Origin of the sequence: Streptomyces qinglanensis (assembly GCF_900111245.1) — a bacterium.
Taxonomy (GTDB): domain Bacteria; phylum Actinomycetota; class Actinomycetes; order Streptomycetales; family Streptomycetaceae; genus Streptomyces; species Streptomyces qinglanensis.
The window spans coordinates 377,433-393,551 of sequence record NZ_FOGO01000004.1; the positions used below are offsets into that span (position 1 = coordinate 377,433).

Here is a 16,119-nt window from a genome sequence, read left to right on the forward strand (position 1 = left end):
CACCGTGGCACGAAAGTTCACCCTCTTCACCGGGCAGTGGGCCGACCTGCCGCTGGAGGAGGTCTGCCGCCTCGCCCGCGACTTCGGCTACGACGGACTGGAACTGGCCTGCTGGGGCGATCATTTCGAGGTCGGCAAGGCGCTGCACGAGCCCGGATATGTGGACGGCAGGCGGCGCCTGCTGGACACGTACGGCCTGGAGTGCTGGGCGGTCTCCAACCACCTCACCGGGCAGGCCGTCTGCGACCACCCCATCGACGAGCGCCACCGCGCCATCGTCGCCCCGCGCATCTGGGGGGACGGCGACCCCGAGGGGGTGCGCCGCAGGGCCGCCGAGGAGATGAAGGACACCGCGCGGGCCGCCGCGGCGCTCGGTGTGCGCACCGTCGTCGGCTTCACCGGCTCCTCCATCTGGCACCTGGTGGCCATGTTCCCGCCGACGCCCCCGGAGATGGTCGACCGCGGCTACGCCGACTTCGCCGAGCGGTGGAACCCGATCCTGGACGTCTTCGACGCCGAGGGCGTGCGGTTCGCGCACGAGGTGCACCCCAGCGAGATCGCCTATGACTACTGGACCACCCAGCGCGCCCTGGAGGCGGTCGGGCACCGGCCCGCCTTCGGCCTCAACTTCGACCCCTCGCACTTCGTGTGGCAGGACCTGGACCCGGCCGGGTTCCTCTACGACTACCGGGACCGGATCTACCACGTCGACTGCAAGGAGGCCCGGCGCCGGCTGGACGGCCGCAACGGGCGGCTCGGCTCGCATCTGCCGTGGGGCGATCCGCGCCGGGGCTGGGACTTCGTCTCGGCCGGGCACGGCGATGTCGCCTGGGAGGACGTCTTCCGGATGCTGCGGGCCATCGGCTACGAGGGGCCGGTGTCCGTCGAGTGGGAGGACGCCGGGATGGACCGTCTGGCCGGCGCCCCGGAGGCCCTGGCGCGGCTGCGGGCCTTCGACTACGAACCGCCGAGCGCCTCGTTCGACTCCGCGTTCGGCAACTGACCCGCCGTACGGCGCCGTTGCGGGGCCCCGGGGGGAACCCTCCCGGGTGCCCCCGGCTCCGTCCTGCGCGCCTCCGCCTCGGTGCGGTCGGGCGAGGTCTTCGCGTGCTCCCGGGCCTTTGTCCTGCGCGTGGACAAAACTACCGGGGATGCGCGTCAAAGGGGTTCCCGCTCCGGATAAACGCCGCTACCGTCCTTGAGGCGTACGGGACAACAGCGCCCCCTCCAGCGCAGCGCGGGCGCAGCGCACGGCACCAGTCAACCCACCCCCACCAGGGAGGATCCGCTGTGCACACTCGACCCCGCGGACAACGATGTCTCCGCACCCGCGTCGCCGCACTCGTCGGCGCCCTCCTGCTCACCGGCGCGACCGCGGTCGCCGCCCAGGCCGCCGACGCACCCGCCACCACCGCCCCGGACAAGGCCGCCCAGCCCGCCGCCGGCGACTTCCAGCAGGTGACCCTCGCCAAGGGCGTGGCCGAGACGGGCGAGCCCATGACGATGGCCGTGCTGCCCGACCGCTCCGTACTGCACACCTCACGCGACGGCACCCTGCGGCTCACCGACGCGCAGGGCAACACGAAGACCGCCGGCCGCCTCGACGTCTACAACCACGACGAAGAGGGCCTGCAGGGCGTCGGGGTCGACCCGCGCTTCACCAAGAACCACTTCGTCTACCTTTACTACGCGCCGCCGCTCGACACCCCCGAGGGCGACGCGCCCGACACCGGCACCGCCGCCGACTTCGAGAAGTTCGCCGGTGTCAACCGCCTCTCCCGGTTCGTCCTGCGCCCCGACGGCACCCTGGACGAGTCCAGCGAGCACAAGGTCCTCGACGTCCCCGCCGACCGCGGCACCTGCTGCCACGTGGGCGGAGACATCGCCTTCGACTCCAAGGGCAACCTGCTCCTGTCGACCGGCGACGACTCCAACCCCTTCCAGTCGGACGGCTACACCCCCATCGACGAGCGCGCCGACCGCAACCCCGCCTTCGACGCGCAGCGCTCCGCCGGCAACACCGACGACCTGCGCGGCAAGATCCTCCGCATCACGGTCCGCAAGGACGGCTCCTACACGATTCCCCGCGGCAACCTCTTCCGGCCGGGCACCGCGAAGACCCGGCCCGAGATCTACGCGATGGGTTTCCGCAACCCCTTCCGGATGACCGTCGACAAGAAGACCGACACCGTCTACGTCGGCGACTACGGACCGGACGCGGGCACCGCCGATCCGCAGCGCGGCCCCGCGGGCCAGGTCGAGTTCGCCCGTGTCACCCGCCCGGGCAACTACGGCTGGCCGTACTGCACCGGCAAGAACGACGCCTACACGGACTACGACTTCGCCACCGGCACCTCCGGCGAGAAGTTCGACTGCGCCGCGCCGCGCAACACCTCTCCCCGCAACACCGGACGCACCCGGCTCCCCGCTGCCCAGCCGGCGTGGATCCCCTACGACGGCGACTCGGTGCCCGAGTTCGGCGACGGCTCCGAGTCCCCGATGGGCGGCCCCGTCTACCGCTACGACCCCCACTCCGACTCCCCGGTGGCCTTCCCCCGCGAGTACGACGGGGACTTCTTCGCCGGAGAGTTCGGCCGCCGCTGGATCAAGCGCGTCGAGCAGGACCGCGACGGCGGCGACGTGCGGATCAACGATTTCCCGTGGTCCGGGACCCAGGTCATGGACATGGACTTCGGCCCCGACGGTGCGCTGTACGTCCTCGACTACGGCACCGGCTACTTCAACGGCGACGAGAACTCCGCCCTCTACCGCATCGAGAACGCCACCGACGGGCACAGCCCCGTCGTCGAGGCGAGCAGCGACATCAGCGACGGCCAGGCCCCGCTCACCGTCTCCTTCTCCGCCGAGGCCACCGACCAGGACGGCGACACGACCGAACTGAGCTGGGACTTCGGCGACGGCGCGACCTCCGACGAGGCCGAACCGACCCACACCTACGAGACGAACGGCACCTACACCGCGACCGTCACCGCCGAGGACCCCTCCGGCCGTACCGGCTCCGCCAGCGTGCACATCACCGTCGGCAACACGGCGCCCCAGGTCGAACTGAAGCTCCCCGCCGACGGGCAGCCCTTCTCCTTCGGCGACGAGATCCCCTTCGAGGTGCAGGTCACCGACCCCGAGGAGGAGCAGATCGACTGCTCCCGGGTCGAGGTCGCCTACATCCTCGGCCACGACAGCCACGGCCACCCCCTCACCTCCGCCAAGGGCTGCAAGGGCACCATCAAGACCCTCGCCGACGGGGAACACGACCCGAACGCCGACATCTTCGGCGTCTTCGACGCCTCCTACACCGACAACGGCGCCAACGGACAACCCCCGCTCACCAGCCACGGGCAGAGCATCCTGCAGCCCAAGCACCGCCAGGCCGAGCACTTCACCGGCGCGGCGGACGGCGTCAGCACGGGCGAGGCCGCCGGAGCCGAGGGCGGCAAGGCCGTCACCGGGGCGCGGGACGGCCAGTGGATCGCCTACGAGCCGTACGCGCCCGCCGACGTCACCCAGCTCACCGCCCGGGTGGCCGGCACCGCTGACGCCGCGCTCGAAGTCCGCGCCGACGGCCCCGACGGCCCCCTGCTGGGCACCGCGCAGATCTCCGCCACGGACGGCTGGACCGAGGTGAGCGCCGACCTCAGCGGCGTCCCCGAGGACGCGGGCGCGCTGTGCCTCGTCTTCACCGGAGGCGACGGGGCGCTCTACGACCTGGACAGCTTCACCGTCACCACCGGCTGAACGGAGGACGCGCATGAACCGGGCACCCACCCCTCGCGCCCGCCTCACCCTGGCAGCCGGTGCACTGCTGGCCGGCGCGCTCGCCGCGCCGAGCCAGGCCGCGCAGCACCCCGGCGGACACGAGCAGGCGGCGGGCAGCGTGCTGGTCTTCTCCAAGACCGCCGGATACCGCCACGACTCCATCCCCGACGGCATCGCCGCCGTGCGGGAACTCGGCGCCGAGCACGGCTTCACCGTCGACGCCACCGAGAACGCCGCCGCCTTCACCCCGAAGAAGCTGGCCCGGTACGACGCCGTCGTCTTCCTCTCGACGACGGGCGACGTGCTCGACCCGCGCCAACAGGCGGCCTTCGAGGAGTACATCGGCGACGGCGGCGGCTACGTGGGCGTGCACGCCGCGGCCGACACCGAGTACGACTGGGAGTGGTACGGCGGACTCGCGGGCGCCTACTTCGCGTCCCATCCGGCGATCCAGCCCGCCACGGTGCGGATCGAGGACCGCGCCCACCCCGCCACCGCGCACCTGGGCGCGGACTGGGAGCGCACCGACGAGTGGTACAACTACCGCTCCGATCCGCGCGAGCACGCCCGCATCCTGGCGTCCCTGGACGAGGACTCCTACACCGGCGGCACGATGGGCGAGGAGCACCCGCTGGCCTGGTGCCAGGAGTACGCGGGCGGCCGCGCCTTCCACACCGGCGCCGGGCACACCCGGGAGTCCTGGGCCGACCCCGCCTTCCGCGCGCACCTGCTGGGCGGCATCCGGTACGCGACCGGCGCGGCGCGGGCCGACTGCCGTCCGGAGACCGGCTACACGACGCTGTACGAGGGAACCGGCGACGGTCCCGGAACCGAGGAGTGGCGGCAGGCCGGTCCCGGTTCGTTCGAGGAGAGCGCCGACGGCACCCTCACCACCCGCGGCGGGATGGGCCTGCTGTGGTACGCCGCCCGCTCGTACGGCTCCTACTCGCTCAAGCTCGACTGGCGGATGGCCAGTGCCGACGGGGACGACAACTCCGGTGTCTTCGTCGGCTTCCCCGCCTCCGACGACCCCTGGTCGGCCGTGGACCGCGGCTACGAGATCCAGATCGACGCCACCGACGCCGACGACCGGACCACCGGGGCGGTCTACGGCTTCCAGTCGGCCGACCTCGCGGCACGGGACGCCGCACTGAATCCGCCGGGGGAGTGGAACACCTACGAGATCCGGGTCGAGGGCGAGCGGCTGCGCGTCCACCTCAACGGCGTACTGATCAACGACTTCACCAACACCGACCCGGCCCGGAGCCTCACGGACGGATACGTGGGGCTGCAGAACCACGGGGAGGGGGACGAGGTCGCCTTCCGCGACGTGCGCATCCGTGCGTCGGCACCCCGCTGACCCCGCTGATCCCACCGGCCACCCGGCCGTCCCGCTGTCCGGGCCGTCCCGCTGTCCGGACCGGGCGACTCGGACCCGGACGGCCTGGGCCCGCAGCCGGGCCCGCAGCCGGGCCCGTCCTGCCCGGCCCGGCCGCCGCGGGGCCGGGCGCGGCCGGCCCCGCGCTCCCGCCCACCCGCGGCCCCTCGTACGCAGCAGCATCAGGGAGGACACCGTGACCGACCGCACCGACAGCTCCGGCCTCCGGCCGCCCCGTACCGGGGTGTGGCTCATCGGCGCCAGGGGCTCCGTGGCGACCACCGCGATCACCGGAGCCGCGGCGCTCGCGGCCCGGCTGCACCCACCCGTCGGGATGGTCACCGAGACCGGACCCTTCGCCGATGCCGCCCTGCCACCGCTCGACTCCCTCGTGTTCGGCGGACACGACACCGCCTCCTGCCCGCTCCCCAAGCGGGCCGAGGCGCTGGCCGAAGCCGGGGTGATCCCGCACGGCCTGCCCGCGGCGGTGCGCGCCGAACTCGCCGCCGCCGACGCCGCTCTCCGCCCCGGCGCCCCGGCGGCCGGACCGGCCGCGGAGGACACCGGTGCGGAGGAGGACCTGATCGCCGGGTACGCGGCCGACCTCACCGAGTTCACCCGCACCCACGGCCTGGCCCGCACCGTGGTGATCAATGTGGCCAGCACCGAGCCGCCCCCGCCCGAGCCCGGGGAAGCGCCGGGCAGCGCGCACACCCCCCTGCCGCCCAGCTCCCGCTATGCGGCAGCGGCCCTGCGCGCGGGGTGCCCGTACGTCAACTTCACCCCGTCCGCCGGGCTCCACCACCCCCGGCTGGCCGCAGCGGCCCGGACCGCCCGCGTCCCGTACGCGGGGCGGGACGGCAAGACCGGGCAGACCCTGCTGCGCTCGGTGCTGGCCCCGATGTTCGCGCAGCGCGCGCTGGCCGTACGCGCCTGGAGCGGCACCAACCTGCTCGGCGGCGGGGACGGCGCGGCACTCGCCGACCCCGCGGCCGCGGCCGCCAAGAACGCGGGCAAGGCGCGGGTCCTGGCCGACAACCTCGGCACCCTCCCCGAGGGGGAGGTGCACATCGACGACGTCCCGGCGATGGGCGACTGGAAGACCGCCTGGGACCACATCGCCTTCGACGGCTTCCTCGGCTCCCGCATGGTGCTCCAGACCACCTGGCAGGGCTGCGACTCCGCCCTGGCCGCCCCACTCGTCCTCGACCTGGCCCGGCTGGTCGCCCGCGCCGACGAACGCGGCCTCACCGGTCCGGTGCCCGGACTGGGCTTCTACTTCAAGGACCCCGACAGCGGTCCGGCCGACCTGCCCGGGCAGTGGCGGGCCCTGCTCGACCTCGCCCGCGGCTTCCGGCCCGCGCCGCACGACGGCGCCGGAACGGACGAGCGCGGCGGGGTCGCCGATCGTGCCGGAGCCGGGGCCGCCGACGATGCCGCAGCCGGGGCCACCGACGGCGCCGGGTCCGCCCGGTGACCGGCCGGGCAGCCGCCTGGGCGCAGCTCCTGCGGATCTCCGCGGTCTCGACCGTGCCCGGCGACGCGGTGGTCGGCGCCGTGGCGGGCGGCAGCGGCCCGGGCCGGGGGACGGCGCTGGCCGCGGGGGCCTCGCTGTGCCTGTACGAGGCGGGCATGGCGCTCAACGACTGGGCCGACCAGGAGGAGGATGCCCGCGAGCGACCGCAGCGGCCGCTGCCCTCGGGCCGCATCCAGCCGCGAGCGGCCCTCGCGGCGGCGACCGGACTGACCGCGACCGGACTGGCGTTGGCCGCCCGCGCCGGGCGGCTCCCGCTCCTCACGGCCACCGCGCTGGCCACCACCGTGTGGGCCTACGACCTCCGCCTCAAGCACACCCCGGCCGGTCCCGCGGCCATGGCGGCGGCCCGCTCCCTGGACGTACTCCTGGGCGCGGCGGCCACCGAGCGCCCCGCCGCACCCGGGACCGACGGCACATCCGCACTCCCGCCGGGGCCCGGCCCCGCACCGGTGCTGGGCGCGGCCGCCCTCATGGGGGCACACACCCTCGCGGTCACCTCCGTCTCCCGGCGCGAGGCGGAAGGCGGTGCCCCGGCGGTGCCGCTCGCGGCACTGGGCGCGGTGGCGGCGACCACGGCTCTGCTGGCACGGCAGCGGGCACCGCTGACCCTCGCGGCGTGCACCGCCTACGCGGCGACAGCCGCTCGACCGCTGGCACACGCCGCCCTCAACCCCTCGCCGCCGCTGCTCCAGCGCGCGGTGGGCGGCGGGATCCGCGCCATGATCCCGCTCCAGGCCGCGCTCACCGCGCGTGCCTGCCGCTCCTCCCACCCGCCGCGGGCCCGGACCGCGGGTTCGCTCTCCGCCGCGGCACTGCTCGGCCTGCTGCCCGTCGCCCGCCGCCTCTCCCGGAAGGTCAGCCCCACATGACCCCGCCCAGGACCGCCTCCGCACTGCGCTACGCCTACGGCACCAACGGCCTGGCCGACCTGCGGCTCGAGGACGCCCTCGGACTGCTCGCCGACCTCGGGTACGCGGGCGTCGGGCTGACGCTCGACCACATGCACCTCGACCCGCTCGCCCCCCGGCTCCCGGCCCGCACCGCCGAGGTGGGCCGCGCGCTGGCCCGCCACGGGCTGACGGCCACCGTCGAGACCGGAGCGCGCTACGTGCTCGACGCGCGCCGCAAACACCACCCCACGCTGCTCGACCCGGACGCGGAAGCCCGCACCGCCCGCACCGACCTGCTGCTCAAGGCCGTACGCGTCGCCGCGGACCTCGGCGCCCACGCCGTGCACTGCTTCAGCGGCCCCCTCCCGACCGGCACAGCCCCGGACACCGGCTGGACGCGGCTGGCGGACGGCATCGGCACGGTGCTGGACGCCGCGGGCGCGGCGGGCGTCCCGGTGGCCGTCGAACCGGAACCCGGCCATCTGCTGGCGGACCTGACCGGGTTCCACCGACTGCGCACCGCACTCGGCAGCCCCGAACTCCTCGGCGTCACACTCGACATCGGCCACTGCCAGTGCCTGGAACCACGCCCCCCGGCCGACTGCGTCCGGGAGGCGGCACCCTGGCTGCGGCATGTGCAGATCGAGGACATGCGGCGCGGCGACCACACCCACCTGCCGTTCGGCGACGGTGAGATCGACTTCCCGCCGGTGCTGGCGGCGCTGCGCGAGGCGGACTACGACGGCCTGGTCACCGTCGAACTGCCTCGCGACTCGCACGCCGGCCCCTCCCGCGCCGCCGACTCGCTCGCGTTCCTGACCGCCGCCGAGGCCGAGGCGGCGCCCCCGGCGCGGCAAGGCACCCTGCCGCAGGAGGAGATCCCGTGCTGACCCCGCTCGCCTCCCTGCGCACCGGCCTGGAGCTGCGACTGGCCGCGGAGGCCCGCGACTGGCTGCACCGGGCGCTGGCCGAAGCGGCGGACGACCGGCACCGTACGGACGCCGACCCCCCACCGGCCGGTGTCCGGCCGACCGCGAGCCCACCGTCCGGCACCCGGACCCCCGCGACCCGCACCCACTCCGTACCCCGCCTCCCGCGCTGGGAACTGCACTTCGCCCGCGCCGGCCGCATCTGCCGCGGGGCGGCCGCGGACAGCACCGACGCGCCGGACCCGGTCGACGCCGCCCGCGTCCTCATCCTGCACGCGGCCGCCCCCGGCACCCGGGAGCTGACCCGGCTCTACCGGCACGGCACCGGCGACGAGCGGCGGGCCGTCCTGCTGGCCCTGCCGCAGCTGGACCCGCCCCCCGAACCGGCGGCAGCACTCGAACTGGTCGAGGACGCGCTGCGGACCAACGACACCCGGCTGATCGCCGCCGCGCTCGGGCCGTACGCCGCAGCGCACCTGGACGCGCACCAGTGGCGGCACGGCGTGCTCAAGTGCCTGTTCACCGGCGTACCACTGGCCGCGCTGGCCGGGCTGGCGCACCGGGCCTCGGGGGACGAGGAACTCGCCCGGATGCTGGAGGACTACGCGCACGAGCGCACCGCGGCGGGCCGCTCCGTGCCCGAGGACCTCGACCGCGCACTGCGGCTGGCCCGGCTCGCGGCGCCGGGGGAGACCGGGAAGTCCTCCCACTCGCCCCGCCCGCCCCACCCACCACCCCCGTCGCGTTCAGCCCCCGCACCGCCGACCCCGCCCCGCCCGTCCCCCGAGCCGTAGCCAGCCGCGCGCCGCAGCGGCGCCCGGAGCGAGGAGCGTGAGCCCATGACCAGGCCGACCCGCCGCATCTTCGACCCGCACATCCACATGACGTCCCGCACCACCGACGACTACGCCGCGATGTACGCGTCCGGGGTACGGGCCCTGGTCGAGCCCTCCTTCTGGCTCGGCCAGCCCCGCACCTCGCCCGCGACATTCCTCGACTACTTCGACGCGCTGCTCGGCTGGGAGCCCTACCGGGCCGCCCAGTACGGCATCGCCCACCACTGCACCCTCGCGCTCAACCCGAAGGAGGCCAACGACCCGCGCTGCCTCCCGGTACTGGACGAACTCCCGCGCTACCTCCTCAAGGACGGGGTGGTCGCCGTCGGCGAGATCGGCTACGACTCGATGACCCCGGCGGAGGACGACGCACTGGCCGCACAGCTCCAACTCGCCCACGACCACGAACTGCCCGCCCTCGTCCACACCCCGCACCGGGACAAGGCCGCCGGCCTGGCCCGCACCCTCGACGTGCTCCGGGAATCCCCGCTCGCTCCCGAGCGGGTGCTGCTCGACCACCTCAACGAGACGACGGTGGGCGACGCGGCGGACAGCGGCTGCTGGCTCGGCTTCTCCATCTACCCCGACACCAAGATGGACCCCGACCGGATGGTCCGCATCCTGCGGGTGCACGGCACCGAGCGCGTCCTGGTCAACTCCGCCGCCGACTGGGGGCACAGCGACCCGCTCAAGACCGGCCACGTCGCGGACGCCATGCTCGCCGCCGGCTTCGAGGACGACGACGTCGACACAGTGCTGTGGCGCAACCCCGTCGCCTTCTACGGCCAGAGCGGACACCTCCACCTCGACGTCCCCCCGCCCGGCGCGCGCGAGCAGCAGCACCTGTTCCAGGGCAACTCCATCCTGCGCGGCGGAGAGTGAGGAGAACGCGGCCATGCGATTCCGGCACCCCGACGGCACCACGGTCCACCTCGCCTACTGCACCAACGTCCACGCCGCCGAACAACTCGACGGCGTACTGGAGCAACTCACCGCATACGCCGAGCCCGTACGCCGCAGACTGCACCGGGACCGGCTCGGCATCGGCCTGTGGCTCGCCCGCGACGCGGCCCGCACCCTCACCGACGACCCGGCAGCCGTCCGGCGGCTGCGCTCCGGACTCGACCGCGCGGGGCTGGAGGTGGTCACCCTCAACGGCTTCCCCTACCAGGGCTTCGGCAACGAGCACGTCAAATACCGCGTCTACCGGCCCGACTGGACCGACGACGCCCGCCTGGAGCACACCACCGACCTGGCCCGGCTGCTCGCCGCGCTGCTCCCGGACGACGTCCGCGAGGGCAGCATCTCCACCCTCCCGCTCGCCTGGCGCACCGGCTTCGACGCCGAGGCCCGGCACCGCGCGCTGACCCGGCTGCACACCCTCGCCGCCCGGCTGGACGCGCTGGAAGAACTGACGGGCCGCTCCATCCGCGTCGGACTGGAACCCGAGCCCGGCTGCACGGTCGAGACCACAGCCGACCTGATCGAGGCACTCACCGGGGAGGACGGCCCGCCCCCGCACCGGATCGGCGGCTGCCTGGACACCTGCCACCTGGCCACCGCGTTCGAGGACCCGGCCAAGGCGTCGGCCGCGCTCGCCGAGGCGGGCCTGCCGGTGGTCAAGTCCCAGCTCTCCGCCGCGCTGCACGCCGAACACCCGGAGCGCCCCGAGGTACGCGCCGCACTCGCCGAGTTCGCCGAACCCCGCTTCCTGCACCAGACCCGCGCCCGCACCCCGGACGGGACGCTCCGGGCCACCGACGACCTCGACCGGGCCCTGGCCCCCGGAGCGCTGCCCACCACCGGGCCCTGGCGCTCCCACTTCCACGTACCGCTGCACGCCCCCCTCGACCCACCGCTGACCGCCACCACCGACGTCCTCGGCGAGACCCTGGACCACCTGGTCGGCGGCCCCACCCCGCTGACCCGGCACCTGGAGGTGGAGACCTACACCTGGCAGGCCCTCCCGGCGGCACTGCGCCCCACCACCCGCGCGCAGCTCGCCGACGGCCTCGCCGCCGAACTGTCCACCGCACGCGACCTGCTGACCGGTCTCGGCCTCGAGGAGCTGCCGTGAGCACCCCGCTGCTGGTCGTCGACGTCGTTGGGCTGACCCCCGCGCTGCTGGCCCACATGCCCCACCTGCGTGCCCTGGCCCGGGACGGTGCGCAGGCCCCCCTCGGCACCGTCCTGCCCGCCGTCACCTGCGCCGCCCAGTCCACCTTCCTCACCGGGGAACTCCCCGCCCGGCACGGCATCGTCGGCAACGGCTGGTACTTCCGCGAACTCGGTGACGTGCTGCTGTGGCGGCAGCACAACGCGCTGGTCGGCGGCGAGAAGCTCTGGCACGCGGCCCGCGCCCGGCAGCCCGGCTACACGGTGGCCAACATCTGCTGGTGGTACGCGATGGGCGCGGACACCGACTGGACCGTCACCCCCCGCCCCGTCTACTACGCCGACGGCCGCAAGGAGCCGGACTGCTACACCCGGCCGCCGACACTGCACGACGAACTCGTCGCCGAGCTGGGCGATTTCCCGCTGTTCACCTTCTGGGGGCCGGGCGCGAACCTCACCTCCTCCCAGTGGATCATCGACGCCACCCGCCACATCCTGCGCACCCGGCACCCCGACCTCGCACTGTGCTACGTGCCCCACCTCGACTACGACCTCCAGCGCCACGGCCCCGACGAACCGCGCGCCCACCGCGCCGCCGCCGACGTGGACGCCGCCCTCGCCCCACTGCTCGCCGACGCCCGCGCCGAGGGTCGCACCGTCGTCGCCCTCTCCGAGTACGGCATCACCCGGGTGCGCCGGCACGTCGACATCAACCGCGCACTGCGCCGCGCCGGACTCCTGGAGGTGCACACCCAGGACGGCATGGAATACCTGGACCCCTGGACCTCCCGGGCCTTCGCCGTCGCCGACCACCAGCTCGCCCACGTCTACGTCCGCGACCCCGCCGACCTGCCCGCCACCCGCGCGGCACTGGCCGGGCTGCCGGGCCTGGAACAGCTCCTGGACGAGACCGGGAAGAAGGAGGCCGGCCTGGACCACCCCCGCTCCGGTGAACTCGTCGCCGTGGCCGAACCCGACGCCTGGTTCACCTACTACTACTGGCTGGACGACCGCCGCGCCCCCGACTTCGCGCAGCTCGTGGAGATCCACCGGAAGCCCGGCTACGACCCTGCCGAGCTGTTCATGGACCCCGACGACCCCTACGTCAAGCTCCGCGCCGCCGCCGCGCTGGCCCGCAAGAAGACCGGCATGCGCTACCGCATGGCCGTCGTCCCCCTCGACCCCGCTCCGATCCGGGGCAGCCACGGACGGCTCCCGGACCGGACCGAGGACGGCCCCGTACTCCTCTGCTCCCGCGCCGACGCGCTCGGCGACCGCGGACGGAGCGGGCCGGCCGCCGCCTTCCCCGCCACCGAAGTGAAACGCCTGCTTCTCGACCTCGCACTGGGAGACGCCTCATGAGCAGCAGATCAGCCGACCCGCAGTACGCCGAACTCCACCGCAGACTGCGCCGCCGCGGCTTCCTCGGCGTCGCAGCGGGCGCCACCGCCGCCACCCTGCTGGGAGCCCGTCCCGCCGCAGCCGCACCGCAGGCGGCCGCGGCGGCTGACCACAGGAGCTGCCGCCCGATCGTCCCGCGCGGCAGACTGGGCATCCAGCTCTACACCCTCCGCGACCAGGTCCAGCAGCTCGGCTTCGGTCCGGTCTTCCGGGAGCTGGAGCGCTACGGCTACGACTCGGTCGAGTTCGCCGGCTACACCCAGGGCACCGGCGACCTCACCCTCCGGCAGCTCAAGCGCCTCATGCGGGAGCACGGCCTGCGCGGCATCGGCAGCCACGTCGGCTACTACTCCGCCGACCCGGCCGCCTACACCTTCGCCACCCAACTGGAGAAGGTCGTCGACGACGCCGCAGCGCTCGGACTGCCCCACGTGGGGACCGCGGCCAGCCCCGACCGCTACGGCCGCACCGTGGACGGCTGGAAGCGCGCCGCGGAGGACTTCAACACCTACGGCGCCGCGGCACGCGCCCGCGGACTGACGTTCTACCAGCACAACCACCAGATGGAGTTCGGCTTCGCCGAGGACAAGCCGCACGTACGCCTCTACGACGTGCTGCTCGCCGAGACCGACCCGGAACTGGTCCACCTGGAGATGGACATCTACTGGGCCTACGCCGGACAGCACCGCTTCAGCGTCCGCCTCGACGGCACCCCGGCCCCCTTCGACCCCCTCGACTACGTACTGGCGGCCCCGCACCGCTACCCGCTCTTCCACGTCAAGGACGGCGAGCACGACGAAGCGTCACCGGACGGCTACCACATGGTCGACGTCGGTGACGGCGACATCGACTACGAGCACTTCATCGGTACCGTCCTCAGACGCCACCGCGGCCGCCGCACGGACCACCACTGGCTGATGGAGCGCGACGACGCCGTCGACCCCGACGCCAACCCGGCCGGCTCCTTCACCTCGGCCCGCCGCTCCGCCGCCTACCTGCGCGGCAGGCGCCATCCGTGACCCCCGTTCTCCCGGGAGCCGTGAGGCTTATTCCACAACATTCGGCGCAAAAGGTACGGAGCGCCAGGAAACCCAGGTGAGAAGCACTCCCAACCCTTGGTATCGTTACGGCCGTCGCCACGGCAGCCAACCTCCGTGGCGCGGCCCGGTCCGGGTGGCGGAATGGTAGACGCGCTAGCTTGAGGTGCTAGTGCCCTTTATCGGGCGTGGGGGTTCGAGTCCCCCCTCGGACACGTACCAAATCCCCACGGTTGCCTATATGCCGTGGGGATGTGCTGTTTCCGGTGCCGGGTGTGATCTCGGCGAGGACTGTGGCTTTGTTCGAGGCGTAGGTGAGCTGGAGCCCCAGCTGGCTGTAGAGCTCGGCTTTGTCCTGTGGCCTGGCCTGCTGGACTGTGGCGGCGGCATTGCTGACCGAGCGGACAGTCTTGGCGACGGCTTCCCGTGACGCTGGTCCGTCGGCTTGTGTCTGGGCGGCGGAGAGCAGGGCCTGTGCCTGTGAGCGCCGGGCATTGGTCTCACTGATCCACTGGGTGACGGTCCGGGGGTCGGCGCCTTCCGCCGTCGGCGGTTCTCCCGACGCAGCGCGGTCAGTGCCTCACGCTTGCTGCTGGTCAGACCGGCGCGGTCACCTTCGTCGATCTCTGCTTGCCTGACCCAGTCACGCACCCGCGTCTCGACCACCAGGTCGAAGTCCTTGGCGACCTGGCCGACCGAGCGGTCACCACGACGGCACAGCTCCACGATCTCGGCCTTGAACTCCGGCGTGAACGAGCGGCGAGCGCGGCGAGGCTTCTTCCCCATGCTCTCCATGATGGACATCCTCCCGGGGACGGACCCCTGATCTCGCATGTCCGCCGAACCGGATCAAGCCCAAGTCCGCAGGTGGTCCCGCACTGTGGACAGTCCTCAGAAACGGCCGCACGTCTCAGGTGAGGGGGTGGGCGGTCGTGGCAGGGCGCGGGGGCCAGGCGCCGGGGGAGAGGATGCCGAGGACGTAGGCACGGGCGACGAGGGCGGGTCTGGTCGCCGCCCCCAAGAGACCGCGGAGTCGACTGAGGTGGTAGTCGATCGCCTGCCGGGAGAGCCTCAGCGAGGTGGCGATCTCGCTGTTCGTGCTGCCCTCCGCGAGGAGGGAGAGTATGCGGATCTGCGCGGCGGTGAGCGGGGGGTGGGCCTCGTGGGCGAGGCTCTGGTGGGTGACGACGGCCCACACGTGCGCGGCGCGGCCGGCGGACCGGCTCACGGTGGCCAGGTGCAGTTGCGCACGGCGTTGGCGCCCCTGGGAATCGACGAGCACGGCGGAGGTTTCCACGCGTCTGATGCGGCGGGATATCAGCCCCTCCCATGCGAGGCGCAGTTCGCGGAGGTCGGGTGTGGCGGCGAGCAGGGTGTGCGCACGGCGGCCGACGAGGTCGGACAGGCTTGTCCGGAACAGTTCGGCGGTGGCCGTACCCGCTTGTTCGATACGGCCGTTGACCGAGAGCAGCGCGCAGGGCAGCCCGCTGTGGTCGCGCAGCGCCCGCAGGTTCTCCTCGGCCTCCCGGCGCTGGTTCATGGCGCGGGCGTGCTCGGTGATGTCGACGTAGATCCCGGCCACACATGTCTGGCCGTTCTCCTGGGCGGGGAAGCGGTGGCCGGCCGCCTGCCCTGTGCTGCCGTCCGAGCGGTGATAGCTCAAGTTGTGGCGGACCGGCTTGCCACGGCTGAGGATCTCCTGATCAAGGGCGCGGAACTGCGCGGCGTCGGAGGGGGAGTCCAAGTCCTCGATGTGGCTGCCGACCACCTGTTCCGGTGTGGTGCCGTAGAGGTGCGCGTAGGAGTGGTTGGCCCATAGGTAGCACCCGGCGCGGTCGCGGATGAAGGCCGGGGCCGGGGCGAAGTCGGCGAACTCCGCGAAGGCGGCGTATTGGCGGCCGCCCGCGGGCTGTGCATCGGCCTCCACCGCGAGCCCGCGGGTGCAGTCCTGGCCCTGGCTCTCGGCCTGGGGTGATCTCACATCGAAGGTCCGGCCGTCGAACTGGACCCGACAGCGGCCGTCTTCCAAGGAGCGGCGCGGCGAGGACATCTCCTGGCGCAGGTGGTCGAGGAAGCGCTGCGCGGTGAGCAGGTCCGCGAAGGCGCCGCCGCCCCTCTCCAGGAGGTGCCACTGCTCGTCGACCTCCCACCAGAACACGGAGAGGCGCTCCAGCAGCGCTTTGAGACTGGAATTGTCCACGACGGCCTTCCCCTCCATGTTC

General features: G+C 73.5%; 13 protein-coding genes and 1 tRNA gene. 12 read left to right on the plus strand and 2 right to left on the minus strand.

Annotated features, from left to right (window positions below; translation table 11 throughout):
• Window positions 1-4: 4 nt before the first annotated feature.
• The 12 genes from BMX65_RS11485 (at window position 5) to BMX65_RS11540 (ending at window position 14,112) form a co-directional block, all read left to right on the plus strand.
• Window positions 5-1,003, plus strand: coding sequence for a sugar phosphate isomerase/epimerase family protein (locus tag BMX65_RS11485; protein WP_075000099.1), 999 nt, complete (start codon window positions 5-7; stop codon window positions 1,001-1,003).
• 287 nt (window positions 1,004-1,290) lie between these two features.
• Window positions 1,291-3,753, plus strand: a complete 2,463-nt coding sequence (locus BMX65_RS11490) for a PQQ-dependent sugar dehydrogenase (RefSeq protein ID WP_075000100.1) — start codon at window positions 1,291-1,293, stop codon at window positions 3,751-3,753.
• A gap of 13 nt (window positions 3,754-3,766) precedes the next feature.
• The gene (locus tag BMX65_RS11495) at window positions 3,767-5,134 is read left to right on the plus strand and encodes a ThuA domain-containing protein (RefSeq protein ID WP_075000101.1); all 1,368 of its coding nucleotides are present in this window, start codon (window positions 3,767-3,769) and stop codon (window positions 5,132-5,134) included.
• A 214-nt stretch (window positions 5,135-5,348) separates the two neighbouring features.
• Window positions 5,349-6,629 (plus strand): inositol-3-phosphate synthase, encoded by a 1,281-nt coding sequence (locus BMX65_RS11500; protein ID WP_079171823.1) that lies wholly within the window; start codon window positions 5,349-5,351, stop codon window positions 6,627-6,629.
• A complete protein-coding gene (locus BMX65_RS11505) occupies window positions 6,626-7,558 on the plus strand; it encodes an SCO3242 family prenyltransferase (protein ID WP_075000102.1) in 933 nt (310 codons plus the stop codon). The genes BMX65_RS11500 and BMX65_RS11505 overlap by 4 nt, the downstream gene beginning before the upstream one ends.
• Window positions 7,555-8,469: a sugar phosphate isomerase/epimerase family protein gene (locus BMX65_RS11510; RefSeq protein WP_075000103.1), complete on the plus strand. Its 915-nt coding sequence runs from the start codon at window positions 7,555-7,557 to the stop codon at window positions 8,467-8,469. The genes BMX65_RS11505 and BMX65_RS11510 overlap by 4 nt, the downstream gene beginning before the upstream one ends.
• A complete protein-coding gene (locus tag BMX65_RS11515; RefSeq protein ID WP_075000104.1) occupies window positions 8,463-9,302 on the plus strand; it encodes an EboA domain-containing protein in 840 nt (279 codons plus the stop codon). Before BMX65_RS11510 ends, BMX65_RS11515 begins: the two co-directional genes overlap by 7 nt.
• Window positions 9,303-9,347: 45 nt before the next feature.
• Window positions 9,348-10,226, plus strand: coding sequence for a TatD family hydrolase (locus BMX65_RS11520; protein WP_075000105.1), 879 nt, complete (start codon window positions 9,348-9,350; stop codon window positions 10,224-10,226).
• A gap of 13 nt (window positions 10,227-10,239) precedes the next feature.
• Window positions 10,240-11,421 carry a metabolite traffic protein EboE gene (gene eboE / locus BMX65_RS11525; RefSeq protein ID WP_075000106.1) on the plus strand — a complete coding sequence of 394 codons (1,182 nt, stop codon included), beginning with the start codon at window positions 10,240-10,242 and terminating at the stop codon, window positions 11,419-11,421.
• A complete protein-coding gene (locus BMX65_RS11530; RefSeq protein WP_075000107.1) occupies window positions 11,418-12,821 on the plus strand; it encodes an alkaline phosphatase family protein in 1,404 nt (467 codons plus the stop codon). The genes eboE and BMX65_RS11530 overlap by 4 nt, the downstream gene beginning before the upstream one ends.
• The gene (locus BMX65_RS11535; protein ID WP_075000108.1) at window positions 12,818-13,879 is read left to right on the plus strand and encodes a sugar phosphate isomerase/epimerase family protein; all 1,062 of its coding nucleotides are present in this window, start codon (window positions 12,818-12,820) and stop codon (window positions 13,877-13,879) included. Before BMX65_RS11530 ends, BMX65_RS11535 begins: the two co-directional genes overlap by 4 nt.
• A 148-nt stretch (window positions 13,880-14,027) precedes the next feature.
• Window positions 14,028-14,112: transfer RNA gene (locus BMX65_RS11540), tRNA-Leu, on the plus strand.
• 22 nt (window positions 14,113-14,134) lie between these two features.
• Here the strand turns inward: BMX65_RS11540 and BMX65_RS34270 are convergent.
• On the minus strand, window positions 14,135-14,731 hold the full coding sequence (locus BMX65_RS34270; RefSeq protein WP_079171824.1) for a transposase: 597 nt from the start codon (window positions 14,729-14,731) through the stop codon (window positions 14,135-14,137).
• Between the two features lie 76 nt (window positions 14,732-14,807).
• Entirely contained in the window at window positions 14,808-16,097 is a 1,290-nt protein-coding gene (locus BMX65_RS11550) for a PAS domain S-box protein (RefSeq protein ID WP_075000304.1), read from the minus strand.
• Between the last annotated feature and the right edge of the window lie 22 nt (window positions 16,098-16,119).